Genomic DNA, 17,226 nt, shown 5'->3' with positions numbered 1-17,226 from the left:
TAATCAAATGTTTTTGCAAAAATGGAAAGCATAAAACATTGAATTTCAAAAAGTCTATCAGCGAAGCGGTCTAATGTCTAGATTCTCGATACTTATGAAATGAAGCCTATAAATTACTTTTTCTGTAGGCCGTTGGGGTTTGGTTGGTGACCTTTTTAAAGGCGGTGTAAAAAGATGATTTGGAATTAAAACCTACGGCATATAAGACTTCCAATATGGTCATTTTTTTTTGGCTGGGATCTTTTAAAAGCGCTTGTGCATCCCGTATTCGGTATTCGTTGATAAAATCGAAAAAATGCTTCCCTAGTTGCTGATTGATCAATGAAGAAAGTTCCCTTTCGGGGGTGTTCATTTGGCCTGCCAATTTTTGGAGGGTGAGCTCGTAGTCTAAATATGGTTTCTCTTTTTCCATAAAGGAGTTCAATAGCGATAGGTTCTCGTTCGAAATCGATCCCGTTTTTCCGCTATCGTTATTTAGTTTTGTTTGCGATGGCCTTAAATTCATATCTACGCCCTTAAAAAGATCGGGTTGGTATAATGCCTTTAAAACAAAAAATGTGGTTACGCTCAAAACTGAAAGACTTATTATCAAGTTTATGGTAGGCACGTATTCATAAAAGGAGTTGTTGGAAAACAACCAGCGGGCCAATACAAAAGTATGGGCAATACAAGAGAGTAAGGTGATTTGAAATAACCACTTGTAGGTAATCTGTCCTGGACCCGAATAATTTTCGAGATGTACTTTCTTGAAGCTCTTTAGTTTTAGGAATATGGCTATGATGTATATCGGGAATTGCACTTCCGTGGTCCATTGGAAAAGGGTTGCCGACCATGGGGCAAAATCGAATATCCAAAAAAGAATTATGAATATCAGGAAGGGTAGGGCATGCCAAAGGTGTTTGGTCTTGAGATTGAAATTTGAATAACAGGCTGCATTCACATACAAATAAAACAAGGGTAGTTGAAGCAGGCTTGAGGCAATTTTTAAACCTTTGGTTATGGGGTAGTTTAAAGGTAACGTTGTAAAAAAGCCGGTTAGGTCAAAGGCTATGACCAGTAAATAGATGCTGAACAACCTATTGGCAAGTTTGTTTTTGGTCTTTACGGTCAATAGGAAAACCGAAAGTAGTAGCATTAAAAAGACGGCCATCTTGCCAACGCCTTCTATAATTTCAGTTTGGTAATCCAATCGGGAGGGATTTCAGGTTGTTATCGATATAAGTTAAAAAAGACCGGTAATGGTACCGGCCTTTTTATGATTTTCCCAACTGCCCTTTGGTACACTTGGTGTTTGCTGTTTGAGAGGGTTAAAACAACTCCCTCGTATTATTCTTCTTCTGAAGAGGCGTTCTCTGCGGCTTCGGCTGCTTTGTTCTTTTGGTTAATCAAAGTTTTGATGCGTTGTAACTTCGATTTCCAATGTTCCAAAGATCGCTTGTGGTTATTTATGTTCTTTACCACTTCTTTTACCAACGGATTGCTCTCGGAGCCATCGGAGAAGAATTGCAGATTGTTCTCCAACTGGCGTATTTCGGAATGGGCCTCGTCTATCTTTCTACGAATAAAGGTACGCTCGTTGTTCAATGCCCTTTCGTCTCCGGAGTCTACCAGATCTTGTAGTTTGTCACCGTATTTTAGAATCTCCGCTTGTTGCTGGTTAACATCGAGCTTTTTGAAAAGCGCATCGATAATCTTATTGAACTTGCCGTTTACATTGCGCTTGTTGTAAGGTACCCGACCAATTTCTTTCCATTCTTTGATAAAGCCTTGGATACTGGCCAAATCTTTATCCTTTTCACCGCCAAGGTTAAAGGTTTTTAAACGGGTAAGGACATCGTTTTTCTTTTCGAAATTCTCGAATTCCTCTTTTTGGGCCGCATTTTTTAACGAGTGTAAACGGTCGAAATAGTGGTTACAGGCCGCTTTAAACTCGTTCCAGATCTTATCGGAATATTTTCTGGGTACGTGCCCGATTTTCTTCCACTCGCTTTGGATCCGCTTCATTTCGGGGGTGGTACTATCCCAGTCTTCGCTATCTTTTAACGAAACGGCTTTATCTAATAGCGCCCGTTTGCGGTTCAGGTTCTCTTGTTGTTCCTTTTTAAGGGTTTTGTAATAGGCGTTTTTGTTTCGGTTAAAACCACGTACGGCCTCCTTGAATTTACTCCAAGTCTCCTCATTTACGGCCTGAGGCACCTTTCCGGCATTGAAAAAAGCTTCACGTAAGGCTTCTACTTGTTTAACCTGCTGCTGAAGGCCTCTATGGTTGGTGCTCACATTACTGGCAACCGCCAAAATGTCGTCAATGATTTTGTTCTTGACCTCTAAATTGCCCTCGTACGATTTTTCGAGCTCCTTAAAATGCTCCTGCCTTCTTCGGTGTAGCTCTTTAGTGGCATTACTGAAGCGTTCCCAAACGGCCTCTCTATGGTCTTTTCCTACGGGGCCAATATCTTCTTTCCAGATTTTGTGGAGTAGCTGTATCTCGCGGAAGGCTTTGTTTAAATCGGGTTCCTGGGCCAAGGCTTCGGCTTTTTCCACGATTTTCAATTTTTCTTCCAGATTGCGCTTAAAATCGAGGTCGCGTAACTCACGGTTTAAGTGCAAAAAGTCGTAAAAGCGTTCCGTATGGTGGTGGTAGGTGCGCCAAACATCGTTGTAATTGGCACGGGGTACGGGCCCGGTACTACGCCAGGTTTCTTGTATTTGCTTAAAGTGATTGTATGTAGAGTTCATGTCCTCTTCCATGCTCAATAAGCCTTTCAATTCTTCGATCAAGCCTAGCTTAATGGTCAAATTGTCTTTTAGGTTCTTTTCAAGGCCTTTATAATATTGGTCCCGTTTTTCTCGGTATTCGCCATAGACTTCATTGAATTGGCGTTTGGTTACCGAGTTGTATCTAAAATCGACCTCGTTGCCGCCGTTGGCGACGAATTCTTCTTTTTTGTGCTCAATAAACTCCTGGAATTTAAGGTCGAATTCGTGTTTAATACCAGAAACATGTTTTTTAATGGCCTGAACCGCTTCGTTCTTTACCAAACGTTGCAGTTCGCCTACCAGATTTTCCATGGACATGGCATGGTAATCTAGGATGGGGATTACGTGGCGTCTTTCGTTTTCCTTGTCTTCCGAGTCTTCGGCGTTATTTTCGTGTATCTCGTTAAGTACCTCTTTTTCCTCTTCGTCCTTTGGGGCTTCTATCGTGGCCTCTTCGGCTACGATTTCAGTTTCAGGGGCGGCTGTTTCCTCAGATGTTTCGGCGCTAGGGAAAGACGAGGCTTCGGCAGGTTCACTTGGGGTGTCGGTGACTTCGGTTTCCGTTTCTTCTACTTTGTTTTCAGCACTTTCCTCAGTTTCTGGGGCAGCTGTACTTTCAGTAGTCTGATTTTCGGTCGCTACATTTTCCGATTCGTTTACTTGCTGTGCTTCAGTAGATGGTTGTGTAGTGCTTTCTGCGGCTTCCGGAGCCGTGCCATCTTTCTGGATCTCGTCTTTCTCTTCTAACATCTTCGATAGTTTTCTCGATACTCGAATTAAATGTTCCCAAGTTTTCTAATAAATCGCCTAGAAATCCTTGACAACAAAATGTCGTTTCGTTTTTTGCCTGATTATATAGCCTTCCTCTAGCTGTTTGGTATCACAAATAGAAGGAAACCTATAAATAATAAAAACAATTAAAGTCTGTGATTTCAAACTTAATTGCCCCCTAAAGTAAAGCCTTTTTGGCGTTTGGTGCAATAAAATGGGATAAAAACGACCGAATGTAAATCGTAGGTTACGAATTCCAGATTTCCCAGGCCTTTTCCGCTTGGCCAATGAGCATGGGGAGACCGTTACGTATTTGGGCTCCGTTTTGTTCGCCCTGCCTTAGAAAACTGGTCTTTTCTGGGTTATAGATTAGGTCGTATAACAGATGTTTCCGTCCTATGGCCCCATACGGTAAATCGGGCTTGTTGTCAATGTTCGGAAAAGTACCCAAGGGCGTACAGTTGACAATAATGGGATGGGTGTCTATAATGGCCTGGTCTAATGCCGCATATGTAAGTCCGTTATCTTGGGCTGTTCGTGAAACGTAGGTATACTTAATTCCGAGTTGCTCAAAAACATAGGCCACCGCCTTAGAGGCACCCCCGGTACCTAGGATCAACGCTTTTTTGTGGTGCTCTTGAAGTAGGGGCAACAAGGCCTGTTCAAACCCAAAGGCATCGGTATTGTGACCTTGCAGGCCTTCGGGGGTAATCTTGACCGTATTCACCGCTCCTATTTTTTCGGCTTGGGGAGACAGGCTATGTAGGTGCGGAATAATCTCTTGTTTGTAGGGAATGGTAATGTTAAACCCCACCAAATCGGTCTCCTGGGTCAATTGTTTCAAAAAACCAGATAGGGTATCATGATCGAAATTGACATAGGTATGATCCGTTAGTTTTTCTTTGGAGAACTTTTCGGTAAAGTAACCCCGCGAAAAAGAATAATCTATGTTTTTACCTAATAATCCGAATTTACGCATGCTTTTTTCTTTGGTTACCGTACCATTCCAACCCTAATAAAATACCAATGCCCACTACGATGTACAAAAAGGCGATCCAGGTTTCGGAGTGGTACAGGGCGGGAAAATACCGTTCGTAGTTCGCTATGATCTTATCGCCATTAGAGGCCAAAAGTTCTTGGCCGTTGGCATCGGTTTTGTACAAGGTATGCTTCCAGGGCCATACCACCCCTAAGGAACCCGTGATAAAGCCTATGATTACGGCCGTGGTTCGGTGTTTAAAATGTTTTAATAGGTAGGTGAGGAAATGCGAAAGACTAACCAATCCGGCAGCGGAGCCCGTTGTAAACACCGCCAATATTTTTAAGGTGTGAAGGCGCTCTTTATTCTCCATAAAAGAAAAATCGCCCCGAAAAACCTCGGCAAAGGTGTCGTAAAGGGCATTGACCGAATCTACCAACAATAGCACATAATTACCGATCAGTATCAAGATAAAAGATCCAGAAAGACCTGGTAAGGTCATACCACTTACACTGATCATACCACAGAGAAAGATAAACCAAAGGTTATCGTTTTCCTTGGCCGGATTCAAAAAGCTGATAGAGATGCCTATGATAAGACCGATGATTCCGGCTATGGTATTTGGGGTGGTCCAATGGCCAAAATCTTTGGCGATATAGTAGATCGAGCCCAAGATCATACCGAAGAAGGCCGCCCATACATACAATTCATGGGTAACCAGAAAATAATCTAGTATTTTGGAAACACTAAAGTAGCTGATGAGCATTCCGGTAATAAGTAGCCCCAGGAATTTAGCATTGGTGTATTGAAAGAAACTTTTGAAACGGCCGTTAAAAAGTAGCTTTACCGCTTTGCCGTTTATTTTTTGGAGCGAATAGATGAACTCTTCATAAAAGCCACCTACAAAAGCTACTATACCTCCGGAAACCCCAGGTACTTTATTGGCCGCGCCCATACATAGGCCTTTAACGACCAAAAAGATATTATCCCATAATGTACGTTGGGCCCTAGGCATACTATGCGGGTTTTTGGTCGGCCCATTTTTCTAGTGCCAATATCAATACGAATCCCAAAAGGGCCAACCCTACGGCTGGTAAAAGTTTGGGATCACCTTCAAAACTTCCGGGTAAAACGTTAATCTCGTCAATATTGAAAACCTTGTCGTCTATGATTTTGGTTTCCAATACTTTTTTCCAAGGCCATATTTTGTTCAATGAACCTAAGATAAAACCAGAAAGGAGGGCTAGGGTCAAATCTTTATAATGGTTGAACATCCACTTCAATACTTTGGAGAAGGCCAAAAGTCCAATAATAGCACCAGCTCCAACTACGGCCACTATTTTTAAATCCTTTTCATGAACGGCATCCAAAATGGTTTTATACGAGCCCAATAACACCAAAATAAAGGCGCCCGAAATGCCCGGTAATATCATGGCGCAAATAGCCAAGGCTCCAGAAAGAAAGAGGTAGGGTAGGGTATCGGTACTGGTAGAGACCGGTAGGCTAGTAATGAAATAGGCCAAAGCGGCCCCGCCAAGAAATACACCGATTACAAGCGGACTCCATTTGCTAATGGTTTTACCTACGAACCAAACACTGGCCAAAACTAAGCCGAAAAAGAAAGACCAAACCAAAATGGGGTGTTCTTCCAATAACCAACCGATAAGTTTGGCTAAAGAAAGTACGCTTGTTCCGATTCCGATAAAGAGGGCCAAGAGGAAGTTTCCGTTCAATTTTTTCCAGGTGGCGGCCAAACCAACTTTGGGCAATTCTTTCAGTAAAGAAAAAGAAACATTGTTTATTGAGGTGATCAGCTCTTCATAGATACCCGAAATAAAGGCAATGGTTCCACCCGAAACCCCGGGCACTACATCTGCGGCACCCATGGCCAGACCTTTAAGGGCAATGATTAGATAATCGGTTAGTTTTCGTTGCATAGTGATAAAAAAGCAAAAATAGTTTTTTATAAAATGGAAAGCGACCCCATTGGGTTCGATTTAACGAACAGCAAATAGAAGTAAGTCAGGATATTATCAGAGGTAGACCTTATTTTTTCTCCTTGACCAATTGCCTCACCCAAGAACTCTCGTAAAGTTTAGGGAAATCGCGTTTTAGGAGTTCCATACCATTCTTATGGCTTTTTAGGCCGATTTCGAGTTGTTCGCGCAGGGCATCCATATCGTTACAGCGGTGGTAACAGCCTATAAGGTAAAAACGGAGCTCTGGACTTTCAGGATGGTACTCCAGGCCTTGTTTGAGTACCAAGGAAGCGGCTTCCGCTTCTTCGAGCAATAGCAGTGTTTTGGCCCAAGCCAACCAAGTGTCCATTTCGTAATTGCCCAATTCTACGGCTTGCCGATAACTGGCCTCTGCATCGTGGTACATTTCCAAATGGGTATGGATCAAGGCGTTTTTAATCCAATAAAAAGCATTTTTATCGTCAATGTTGAGGGCCTTGTTAATGTACTTTTTGGCTTTGTCAAAGTCCCTCACCTTAATGTGGAAATCGGTAATGGCCAACCAGCCTTTCTCCAATAGGGGGTCTTCATGAACGGTTTGGTAATAATAGTATTTGGCCAGCTCCATATTGCCCAAGGCTTCGTGGCATTTTCCAATCCGAAGAAAGGCATAAGAGGTAGGGTCTTCCAGCTCTACGGAAGCCTCATAACATTCAATGGCACGACCATATAGCCCCATGCGTTCCAATACGCGTCCTTTTTCAAGATAGGCCCCTACAAAGGTGTCGTCGGAGATAATGGCGAAATCGAAAGCACTTAGCGCTTCTTTTAACATGGATTTATTGGCGTATAGTTTACCGAGTTGATGCCAAGCTACCTCACAATACGGATTGTTCTCCAGATAGTCGTTCAGGTACAGAATGGCCCCGTTATAGTCTTCCAAGAACTCAAAACAATACACCACATTGTACAAGGAGGCGTAGTCGTAAGGGTCTTGGGCCACACAGGTAATAAAATGGGTTTTGGCCTGATCGTACTTATCCATAAATAGATACTCCATGCCCAACAGGGAGTGTATGTCCAAGTCGTCTTCAGAGAGGGTTAGGGCATGCCGTAACAATTCGGCCGCAGCCTCGTGGTTGTCGCGTTTAGAATAGATATTGGCCCGTTGGATATAAATCTCCTCGTTGTTCTGATCCAACTCTTGTAGACGATCTAAAAGCTGTCCGGCCTTATCTAGCTCGTTTTCGAAAACCAAAACCTCTACCTCCAGCAATTTTAAGGGTACCGAATGCGGGTGCTGCTCCAGTCCGATCTTAATGGCTTTTTTACCCAAAGCGATTTTGCCGTTGTTCAAATAGTGGTGTACGATGTCCTCAAAATCTTCGGCGTCAAAGAAGTAGACGTCGTCGGTTTTAAGCATGGATTCGAATTTAGCTATAGGACGGTTTGGTCTTTCGTTAGAATCTAACGCCATGTAGGGAGCTTTAACTATTTATACTAAAAGTAACCTTTAAGCCGTGGCGAATATGGGCCTAGCCCGCTATATTATCAACAAAATAGTTAACAGATTATTGCTTTATTCCGTCTAAAATATCGAGGATTTGGCTACATCCTTTTTCGATTTCTGCACTAGAGATCGTAAGTGGGGGCGACATACGTACGGCCAAGGGTTCGAAGAGTAACCAGAATAGGATAAGGCCTGCTTCGGTTCCTTTTAGTACCAGTTGGTTCACCATTTCGGCCGATGGTAATAAGGGAGCGAGCATAAGGCCTCTACCGCGTATTTCACTGATATGGTCGTGTTGAAGCAGGCTTCGGATCAGTTTTTCTTTTTCCAAGGTCTGGGTGATAAGGTCGGTTTTTAATAAGGTGTTAAGTGTGGCCAAACTGGCTGCAGCGACCACCGGATTACCCCCAAAGGTGGTTATATGGCCCATTTTAGGGCTGTGGCCAAGTTGCGCCATCAGTTCTTTGGAAGCGGTAAAGGCTCCGGCAGGTAAGCCAGAGGCCATACCTTTTCCTATGACCAATATATCGGGGATACAGTCGAACTGTTCAAAGGCGAAAAGGGTGCCGGTACGACCAAATCCCGGTTGAATCTCGTCTAGAATGAGTAAGGTACCGGTTTCATTACAACGTTGCCGTACTTTCTTTAAGTAGTCGTTTTCCGGAAGTATAAATCCGGCTCCACCTTGTATGGTTTCCAAGATAACGGCCGCGGTTTTATTTGTGATGCGGTCTAAGTCTTTTTCGTTGTTGAAACCGATAAAATCTATATCGGGGATCAAGGGACGAAAGGGGGCTTTGCGCTCTTCGAGCCCCATAAGGCTTAAACTGCCCATGGTATTACCGTGATAGGCATTTTTAGCGGCTATGATTTGGCTACGCCCGGTTGCCCTACGCGCCAGTTTAAGGGCACCTTCTATGGCTTCGGTACCTGAATTTACGAGATAGGTGCTCTCCAAGGGGTCGGGCAATACTTGGGCCAGCGCCTTGCAATAGGCCAAGGCCGGGCCTTGTTCGTATTCGCCATAGACCATAACATGCATATATTCAGTCGCCTGTTTTTGTATGGCTGCTACCACTTTGGGATGACAATGCCCCAAGCTACAGGCCGATACCCCGGCAACGAAATCTAAATGTGGCTTACCGTTTTGATCGTAGATATAACTGCCTTGGGCCCGTGAGACTTGTAACCCTAACGGATGCGGACTGGTCTGTGCCTGGTATCTTAAAAAATCGGAAGTCATTACCGTTGTTTCTTGGGTTTGTCAAGAATGGCCTTGTCATTCGCTTTGGGAATGGGGTCGTTTTCCTCTTCTTTTTCCCGTTTTTCAGCTTCTTTAATGGCCTCTTCTTCTTCAATAAGCAAGGTATTGTCTATGCCCCTGATCTTTACCAGTTGGATATTGTTGTCGTCTTCGTCGAAAATATCGTGTTTGGTGTAGATACGTTCATCGCCCCGCCAAACAAATCCTTTAAGTTTCCGGGAATTGGGCGGTACATCTTTTTCCGGGTTTATGGTGCCATCGGGATTGGTCACGAAGTTCAAATCTTCGATATCGTTATTCGCCAAAACCATTTCTATTCGGCTACAAACGGTTTTATTGATGCCCAAAAGCTCTTGGTCATCATTATACATATAATAGATAACCTCGGTGTTCTTGACCAGGTCTACATATTTCAGTTCATTTTCCACAAAACGGCCGTACAGATGTATCCCTTTTGCTTGGTTGTATCCGGTTTTACTGATGGTGTCGAGGGAAATGATAAAGGCATTGTTAATCACTTTTAAGGAATCCATCTTTTCGGTTTCCGTATTGCTGATCAAATGTATACTGTCGCCGGTCATTTGGTTGTCAACGTTCCAAAGGATGGGGTTTCGGATTAATTGGGTCACCCCCGACTTTTCGGAGGAGTGTATAGAGTCACATTTGCCACTCAGATTGGTTTTAAAGAATTTAGCATTCCTAAAAGCCCGCATAACGCGATTCTCGGCCGGACCGGTAATCATTAGGGTGTCGCCATGCATATAAAGCGAATCTTGCTCGACCAAAGAAATGGCTACCGCACGTTTGGTGGCAAAAACAGAATCTTTGGCCCGGTAGACTTCGGCATAATGGGCTTTGATTACACTGTTGTTTATGGTGTCTATGACCTTTATGTTGTTGGTGGCCGAGGCAAACTGTGCGGCCCGGTCAAAATAAAGACTGTCGCCGTAAATTTTACGGTCGTTATAATCTATTCGGGTATTTTTAACCCCATACCCTTGTTCTACGGTGGTATCGTAAAACCCTCGTTCGCAATACATTTTATAGGTGTCGCCTGTAATAGTTGATGGGCCGTACAGGTACACGCTTTTGGTAACGTCGAAATAATCCATTCGAGTCGATTCTACCCGATTGTCAGGGTTTACTAAGACCACATCTTGCTCGAACTGGAATTTTTTAGGTCCCGTAAAGTAGGTGCCTAACTTACTGGTTAGGGTGTTGGCCGAATCTACCACCTTACCTCCGTCTTGGTAATAGGCTTTTTGATTTTCGCGATCAAAATAAAGGGTGTCGGTGGTGAGAATACCCCTGCCATCGGTCAAACGCACCGATTCCCAGGCTTTGGCCATTCTTGAATTACCGTCGTATCGTAATTTTTGACCGGTCATTTCAATGGAATCACCTTGCTGCATACGTATATTGCCAATAGCCCTGAGACTGTTGTCATCTGGGTAGAGCACGGCTATATCGCAATATAGGTCAGCCCCTTGATGTTCAAAATGTAGTTGTTGCTCGTCTTTGCTAAAAATTTTACCACCCGGATAAAGCTCTTCATTAATGGTGAAGTTGGCTCCGTATATGATATTGATTTTCTTGTCTGCTTCGGAATCGGTTTCGTTTGGGGTCTGGGCCGACATAAAACCGCCGAGAAGAATAAAGAGGAAAAGAATACGATTCACAAGTCGAATTTTTGTCAAAAATATCCTTTTTAATTCGATTGTGGTGTTTTTTAAATACTAAGGGATACCAAAAGGGTTGTTAATTCTTAGGGATGATATGGATACAGTTTGAATTTAAACTACTAAGGGGCGAAGTTTACAATTTCCAGAAAAAGAAAACCCCGGTAAAATCCGGGGCTATATTTTTACAAATGAATGGTCTGTTTACGATCCGGACCCACCGATACGATTTTGATTGGTACTTCCAATTCTTGCTCCAAATAAGTGATATAATCCTTCAATTCGGCAGGCAGTTCGTCGGCATCCGAAAGCTGGGTAAGGTCTTGCGACCAGCCTTTTAGTTCGGTATAAACTGGCTGTACGTTTTCAGGTTCAATATTGTAAGGCAAGTGGTTAATGGTCTGCCCGTTGTATTTGTATTCGGTACAGACTTTAATGCGTTCAAATCCGCTTAACACATCGGCCTTCATCATCATCAGTTGGGTTACCCCGTTGATCTGTACGGCATATTTTAGGGCTACAAGATCCAACCAGCCACAACGTCTGGGCCTGCCGGTTGTAGCACCGAATTCGTTACCTACCTTGGCCATGGTCTTTCCGTCTTCATCAAAAAGTTCGGTAGGGAAGGGGCCGCTACCCACACGGGTGGTATAGGCCTTGAAAATGCCAAAAACCTCTCCGATTTTGTTCGGGGCCACACCCAATCCGGTACAAGCACCGGCAGCCGTGGTATTGGAAGAGGTCACAAAGGGATAGGTGCCAAAATCGATATCGAGCAACGATCCTTGGGCGCCTTCGGCCAAGATGGCCTGTTCTTCGCGCTGGGCGTTGAACAAATACTCTTCGCTATCTATAAAGGTAAGTTCTTTTAAAGCCTCAACAGCGGCAAAGAACTCGGTCTCCAATTCCTTTAGGTCGTACTGTATATCTACATTGTAGAAACCGATCATGGCCTGGTGTTTGTCGGCCAAATTACGGTACTTATCTTTCCAGTTGGGTAATTCCAAATCCCCGACACGCATACCGTTTCTCCCGGTTTTGTCCATATAAGTCGGGCCGATACCTTTAAGGGTAGAGCCTATTTTGGCCTTGCCTTTGGCGGCTTCAGAAGCTGCATCTAGCAAACGGTGGGTAGGCAAGATCAAATGGGCCTTACGCGAAATCAATAGCTTGGCCTTGATGTCTAAATTGAACTGGGCCAAGTTATCGAGTTCCTTTTTAAAGATTACCGGGTCTATAACTACCCCATTACCCACTACGTTAACGGCAGTATCATGGAAAATACCACTGGGAATGGTGTGTAATACGTGTTTTATACCATCGAACTCCAAGGTGTGTCCGGCATTGGGCCCTCCTTGGAAACGGGCGATAATATTATAGTTTTTGGTAAGTACGTCAACGATTTTTCCCTTTCCTTCGTCTCCCCATTGGAGACCCAGAAGTAAATCTACAGCCATTATGTATCTTGGATTTTGCTTAGGCTTGGCGGCCTAGGAGTTTTTTTCTTGATTTTCTTTTCGTACACCGTAGAAATACAGTGAATGATTACTGATGTCGAGGTTAAAAACCTCTTCAATGGTCTTTTTGATCGATTGGATCCGTGGGTCGCAAAACTCGATGACCTCGCCGGTATCGGTAAGGATAACATGATCGTGTTGGCGATCGAAATACGATTTCTCGTATTGTGCCTGGTTTTTGCCAAATTGGTGTTTGCGGACCAATTTACAGTCCAACAGTAATTCTATGGTGTTGTATAAAGTGGCCCTACTTACACGATAGTTTTTGTTCTTCATGTTTATGTAGAGCGATTCGATATCGAAATGCTCGTCGCTTTCATAAATTTCCTGAAGGATGGCATAGCGTTCCGGGGTTTTCCGGTGCCCATTCTCTTCTAGAAAGGAAGTGAATACGTTTTTGACTATTTCTTGGTCTTTACTGGCTTCCATATGGGGTATTAGCGGCAATTTCGGCAAATGTACGCTTTATATTTAAATTCGGGTCACTTTCTCTATGCCGTTGATTTTCTTAATATTATTGATGAGTTTTGTTAAGATTGAATTGTTTTTTACAACAACGGTAATCTTTCCTGTAAAGATACCACCATCGGTGCTAAAATTCAAGTTCCGCATATTTACCCCCATATTGCCTGAAATGATGTCGGTAATCTTGCTGATCAGCCCAACATTGTCCAGTCCTGTAAGCTGAATGTCCGCCGTAAATTCCTCTTGGGAGGAGTCAATCCATTTGGCCTGTATGATCCTATAGGCATATTGGCTTTGCATACTAATGGCATTGGGGCAGTTCTTTTTATGCACTTTGATGCCATCGTTTATGGTGATGAAACCAAAAACATCGTCGCCGGGAATAGGGTTACAGCAGGGCGAGAGTTTGTAATTCAGTTTTTCCTCGTCCTTGCCGAACACCAATAGGTCGTAATTGTCGGTGATCTCTTCCCGATTGATGTCTTCTTGTTTCGGACTCCTACGGATACGGTTTTTGATGAAGCTGATAAAGGCATTACTGTAATTGGAAGCGAAATTCTTTATCATTTGATTGTCGATCGACCCAATACCTACGCGATAAAAGAGATCCAAACTGGTCTTTAGCTTAAAGAAAGCCACCATTTTGTTTACCACATCTTCGCTGAGGTTGATCTTTTGCGATTTTAATTTTCGCCTTAATATTTCCTTACCCTCTTCGGCTTTGGCCTTTTTCTCCTCGCGTAAAGATGAGCGTATTTTGCTTCTGGCCTTGGCCGTCGTGGCATAATCGAGCCAGTTTTTATTGGGTTTGGCGTGGTCAGATGTTATGATTTCTACCTGGTCGCCACTTTTCAACCGAGTGTTGAGGGGGACCAGTTTACTGTTTACTTTGGCGCCCCGAGTGCGCATACCCACCTCGGTATGTACGTAAAAGGCAAAATCGAGCGGGGTGGCTCCTTTGGGAAGCGATTTTAAGTCGCCCAGTGGGGTGAAAACGAAGATTTCCTTGGAGTAGAGGTTGAGCTTGAACTCTTCTACGAAGTCCACCGCATTGGAATCGGCATTTTCTAAAGCCTCTTGTAAACGGTTCAACCATTCTTCTATACCTTGTTCTTTTTGGTCGCCATGCTTGTATTTAAAGTGGGCCGCATACCCTTTTTCGGCGATTTCGTGCATACGCTCCGATCGGATCTGTACTTCTACCCATTTGCCCTGTGGGCCCATAACGGTAATGTGCAGGGCCTCGTAGCCCGTGGTTTTGGGCGATGAGATCCAATCGCGTAATCGGGTAGGGTTGGGGCGAAAGTGGTCGGTTACTATGGAATAGATTTTCCAGGCCACGAATTTTTCTTGATCAACATCCGATTTGTAGATGATGCGAATCGCGAACTTATCGTAGATCTCATCGAAGGTTACGCTCTGTACCTTCATCTTACGACGTATCGAATGCACCGATTTGCTTCGTCCTTTTATATAATAATCAAGTCCTTCGCGGTCCAAGGAATTTCTTAGTTTTTCCGAAAAGGCCTCAATATAGGCAGCCTGCTCTTCCTTGGTTTCCTCGATTTTTTCGAGTATGTCGTTATAGACTTCTGGTTCGGTATATTTTAAACTGAGATCCTCAAGTTCGGTCTTTATGTTGTAAAGGCCAATACGGTGGGCCAAGGGTGCGTAGATAAATAGGGTTTCCGAGGCGATCTTTACTTGCTTGTGCTCGGGCATGGAGTCCATGGTGAGCATATTGTGGTAACGGTCGGCGATTTTTATGATGATTACCCGAATGTCGTCGTTCAGGGTGAGCAACATTTTACGAAAATTCTCGGCCTGCATCGAAATGTCGGTCTCCTGTTTCAGATGCTCCATTTTGGTAAGGCCGTCTACGATACGGGCCACCGTTTCCCCGAACATACGTTCAATATCGTCCAAGGTGTATTCGGTATCTTCAACCACATCGTGCAACAGTGCGGCAACGATACTTATGGCATCCATACCGATTTCAGAAGCCACGATCTTGGCAACGGCAATCGGATGGAAAATATAAGCCTCCCCCGATTTACGCCGCTGATCTTTATGGGCATCTACGGCCACATCAAAAGCCGAGCGTATGAGTTTTTTGTCCTCGTCGCTCAAGGTTTGATAGCTTATGCGAAGTAGTTCTTTATACTCCCTGGCGATCTGTTTGTTCTCCTGTTCTATGGCATCTTCGGTCATCATAAACTAAAGGTAGTATTTTTTTTTAGCCCCGTAATCGGAATTACGACCTTAGGTTATGTATTCGGGCCAAAAGGGGCGGATGGGAGTAGTGCATAAAAACGTAGGCTGGATGTGGGTTAAGGTTGCTCAGACTGTTTTTTGATAATTTTTTCAAGGCACCGACCAAAGGGGCCGAGCCAAAAGTGTTTTTGGCGTAATCGTCGGCCTGGAATTCGAATTTTCGTGAGACATAGTTCATAGCTAGGCCAGTGAGTTCCGAAAAGGGTCCGTATAAAATGCCAAAGGCGATCAAGGCCACATGGAAAGCCGGTTCCGAAGCCCCTAAAGCCAAGGACAATTCCGGGTAATTGATACATAAAGAAAGTAAGTATAGGGTTAGCCCTATGCTAGCCAAGGAAACCACCATATTGGTAATGATGTGCCGGTGTTTGTAATGGCCTACCTCATGAGCGAGTACGGCAACGATCTCGTCTTCCTCCAAATCATTGATAAGGGTATCGTATAAGGTAATCCGTTTTTGGTTTCCGAATCCGGAGAAATAAGCGTTGGCCTTGGTCGAACGTTTCGATCCATCGATTACGAAAATATCCTTTAAACCAAAATCGACTTCTTTACTGTAGTCAGCGATCAGTTGTTTTAACGGACTTTCTTCCATGGGACGCTGTTTGTTGAAGAGCGGCACAATCCATTTGCTGTAAAATAAATTTAATAAGACGGTGAAAATACCGATACAGATCCAGGCATAGATCCAAAACTGTGGACCAGCCCAGTCGTAGATCAGAATTACCAAGGCTAGTATGCCACCGCCTAATACGGCGCCGAGTACCAAAGATTTAAAATAGTCGGAAAAGAATAAGCCGACCGTGCTTTTGTTAAAACCGAATTCCGCTTCAATTACAAAGGTGTTGTAATACGAGAACGGGATACGCAAAATACTGCTTACCAAACCTATGGCCCCGAAGAAAAGCAAGGCGACCCCAATGGGGTGTTCGGTAATACTTCGGGCCCAATCATCGACCCAGCCAATACCACCCAAACCGATAAAACCAAGGGTAAACACAAAGGTGAAAAGCGACTCCCAAATCCCGTAGCGGTATTTGGTTTTCAAGTAACGAACCGATTTTTCCTGGGTTTCCTTATCAGTTAGATCGGCCAGTTCGCTAGGGATGTCGGCCGAAAAACGTTTCGCATTTAAATAGTCGAGGAGTTTATCAATCAAGAATTCGGCTATAAGAATGCCGAGAATCAGGTAAAACAGGGTGTTCGTTTCCATAAGATGGGTTAAGCCGGGCCAAGGCGTTGTCTACAGGCCTCAAAAATAAGGATTGCCGCCGAGACCGAAACATTCATAGAATCGATTTGGCCTTGCATGGGGATTATGATGTTTTGGTCGCTGTGCTCCAGCCAAATGGGGCTTAAACCCGTGGCCTCGGTGCCCACTACAAGGGCAGTGGCGGCCGTAAAGTCTATTTGGGTATAGGGTACACTGGCCGTAAGGGCGGCACTGTAAATGCGAATGTGGTTTTGTTTTAAAAAATCGACCACTTCGGGAGATGGGGCCATGGCAATCTGGGTAGTGAATATCGCCCCCACACTAGACCGGATAATATTCGGGTTGTACAGATCGCCACGGGGGTCGGCAATAATTACGGCATCTACCCCGGCCGCTTCCGCCGTGCGCAATATGGCGCCGATATTTCCTGGCTTTTCTGGGGCTTCGGCCACCAAAACCAAGGGTTGATCCCCTAAACGAAGCTCCGTAAGATCATGGTTCTTGGCATGGGCCACGGCCATAATACCTTCGGTACTTCCGCGATAAGCGAGTTTGGCATAAACTTTCGGCGAAAGGCTGATTACTTGAACCGGATGTTGAATTTGCCCGCACAACACCTCCAATTCGGAAGGATCCATAAGATGGGGAGCGAACAACAAGCTTTCAATGGTATATCCACCCGCTACGGCCAAACGCAATTCTTTTTGGCCTTCGAGTACAAAGGTGCCCGTTTTTTTGCGTTGGCGCCCTTTTTCTTGTAGGGCCACCAATTGCTTGATCAATGGGTTTTGGGTACTGCTTATGGTTTTGATTGCCATCATGGGACAAATGTACTACCA

At 44.2% G+C, this 17,226-nt stretch carries 13 protein-coding genes; all 13 read right to left on the bottom strand.

The features are described from left to right. Positions 1-106: 106 nt before the first annotated feature. Positions 107-1,189, bottom strand: a complete 1,083-nt coding sequence (locus B7P33_RS01265; RefSeq protein WP_097440153.1) for a helix-turn-helix domain-containing protein — start codon at positions 1,187-1,189, stop codon at positions 107-109. A gap of 137 nt (positions 1,190-1,326) precedes the next feature. After that, a complete protein-coding gene (locus tag B7P33_RS01260; protein WP_097440152.1) occupies positions 1,327-3,507 on the bottom strand; it encodes a DUF349 domain-containing protein in 2,181 nt (726 codons plus the stop codon). A 268-nt stretch (positions 3,508-3,775) separates the two neighbouring features. Further along, positions 3,776-4,507: a shikimate dehydrogenase family protein gene (locus B7P33_RS01255; protein WP_097440151.1), complete on the bottom strand. Its 732-nt coding sequence runs from the start codon at positions 4,505-4,507 to the stop codon at positions 3,776-3,778. Further along, the gene (locus B7P33_RS01250) at positions 4,500-5,522 is read right to left on the bottom strand and encodes a DUF368 domain-containing protein (protein WP_097440150.1); all 1,023 of its coding nucleotides are present in this window, start codon (positions 5,520-5,522) and stop codon (positions 4,500-4,502) included. The genes B7P33_RS01255 and B7P33_RS01250 overlap by 8 nt, the downstream gene beginning before the upstream one ends. Position 5,523: 1 nt before the next feature. Then, entirely contained in the window at positions 5,524-6,444 is a 921-nt protein-coding gene (locus B7P33_RS01245) for a DUF368 domain-containing protein (RefSeq protein WP_097440149.1), read from the bottom strand. Positions 6,445-6,553: 109 nt separating this feature from the next. Beyond that, positions 6,554-7,888: a tetratricopeptide repeat protein gene (locus tag B7P33_RS01240; protein WP_317042818.1), complete on the bottom strand. Its 1,335-nt coding sequence runs from the start codon at positions 7,886-7,888 to the stop codon at positions 6,554-6,556. 148 nt (positions 7,889-8,036) lie between these two features. Continuing rightward, entirely contained in the window at positions 8,037-9,218 is a 1,182-nt protein-coding gene (locus B7P33_RS01235) for an aspartate aminotransferase family protein (RefSeq protein WP_097440147.1), read from the bottom strand. Then, on the bottom strand, positions 9,218-10,876 hold the full coding sequence (locus B7P33_RS01230) for an OstA-like protein (RefSeq protein WP_097440146.1): 1,659 nt from the start codon (positions 10,874-10,876) through the stop codon (positions 9,218-9,220). Before B7P33_RS01230 ends, B7P33_RS01235 begins: the two co-directional genes overlap by 1 nt. A 227-nt stretch (positions 10,877-11,103) precedes the next feature. Then, positions 11,104-12,375, bottom strand: coding sequence for an adenylosuccinate synthase (locus B7P33_RS01225; protein WP_097440145.1), 1,272 nt, complete (start codon positions 12,373-12,375; stop codon positions 11,104-11,106). A 33-nt stretch (positions 12,376-12,408) separates the two neighbouring features. Next, positions 12,409-12,864 carry a Fur family transcriptional regulator gene (locus B7P33_RS01220; RefSeq protein WP_097440144.1) on the bottom strand — a complete coding sequence of 152 codons (456 nt, stop codon included), beginning with the start codon at positions 12,862-12,864 and terminating at the stop codon, positions 12,409-12,411. A 42-nt stretch (positions 12,865-12,906) separates the two neighbouring features. After that, positions 12,907-15,111 (bottom strand): RelA/SpoT family protein, encoded by a 2,205-nt coding sequence (locus tag B7P33_RS01215; protein ID WP_097440743.1) that lies wholly within the window; start codon positions 15,109-15,111, stop codon positions 12,907-12,909. A 43-nt stretch (positions 15,112-15,154) separates the two neighbouring features. Continuing rightward, positions 15,155-16,387, bottom strand: coding sequence for a M48 family metallopeptidase (locus tag B7P33_RS01210; RefSeq protein WP_097440143.1), 1,233 nt, complete (start codon positions 16,385-16,387; stop codon positions 15,155-15,157). 8 nt (positions 16,388-16,395) lie between these two features. After that, positions 16,396-17,199 carry a TrmH family RNA methyltransferase gene (locus tag B7P33_RS01205; protein ID WP_097440742.1) on the bottom strand — a complete coding sequence of 268 codons (804 nt, stop codon included), beginning with the start codon at positions 17,197-17,199 and terminating at the stop codon, positions 16,396-16,398. Positions 17,200-17,226: the final 27 nt, after the last annotated feature.

It is taken from the genome of Sediminicola luteus (genome assembly GCF_002514735.1).
GTDB lineage: Bacteria > Bacteroidota > Bacteroidia > Flavobacteriales > Flavobacteriaceae > HQA918.
This window is presented reverse-complemented; position numbering and strand designations above follow the sequence as displayed.

Coding starts and splice junctions, on each gene's coding strand:
- B7P33_RS01260 (WP_097440152.1), bottom strand. CDS start 3,507: ATGTTAGAAGAGAAAGACGAGATCCAGAAAGATGGCACGGCTCCGGAA.
- B7P33_RS01255 (WP_097440151.1), bottom strand. CDS start 4,507: ATGCGTAAATTCGGATTATTAGGTAAAAACATAGATTATTCTTTTTCG.
- B7P33_RS01250 (WP_097440150.1), bottom strand. CDS start 5,522: ATGCCTAGGGCCCAACGTACATTATGGGATAATATCTTTTTGGTCGTT.
- B7P33_RS01245 (WP_097440149.1), bottom strand. CDS start 6,444: ATGCAACGAAAACTAACCGATTATCTAATCATTGCCCTTAAAGGTCTG.
- B7P33_RS01240 (WP_317042818.1), bottom strand. CDS start 7,888: ATGCTTAAAACCGACGACGTCTACTTCTTTGACGCCGAAGATTTTGAG.
- B7P33_RS01235 (WP_097440147.1), bottom strand. CDS start 9,218: ATGACTTCCGATTTTTTAAGATACCAGGCACAGACCAGTCCGCATCCG.
- B7P33_RS01230 (WP_097440146.1), bottom strand. CDS start 10,876: ATGTCGGCCCAGACCCCAAACGAAACCGATTCCGAAGCAGACAAGAAA.
- B7P33_RS01225 (WP_097440145.1), bottom strand. CDS start 12,375: ATGGCTGTAGATTTACTTCTGGGTCTCCAATGGGGAGACGAAGGAAAG.
- B7P33_RS01220 (WP_097440144.1), bottom strand. CDS start 12,864: ATGGAAGCCAGTAAAGACCAAGAAATAGTCAAAAACGTATTCACTTCC.
- B7P33_RS01215 (WP_097440743.1), bottom strand. CDS start 15,111: ATGACCGAAGATGCCATAGAACAGGAGAACAAACAGATCGCCAGGGAG.
- B7P33_RS01210 (WP_097440143.1), bottom strand. CDS start 16,387: ATGGAAACGAACACCCTGTTTTACCTGATTCTCGGCATTCTTATAGCC.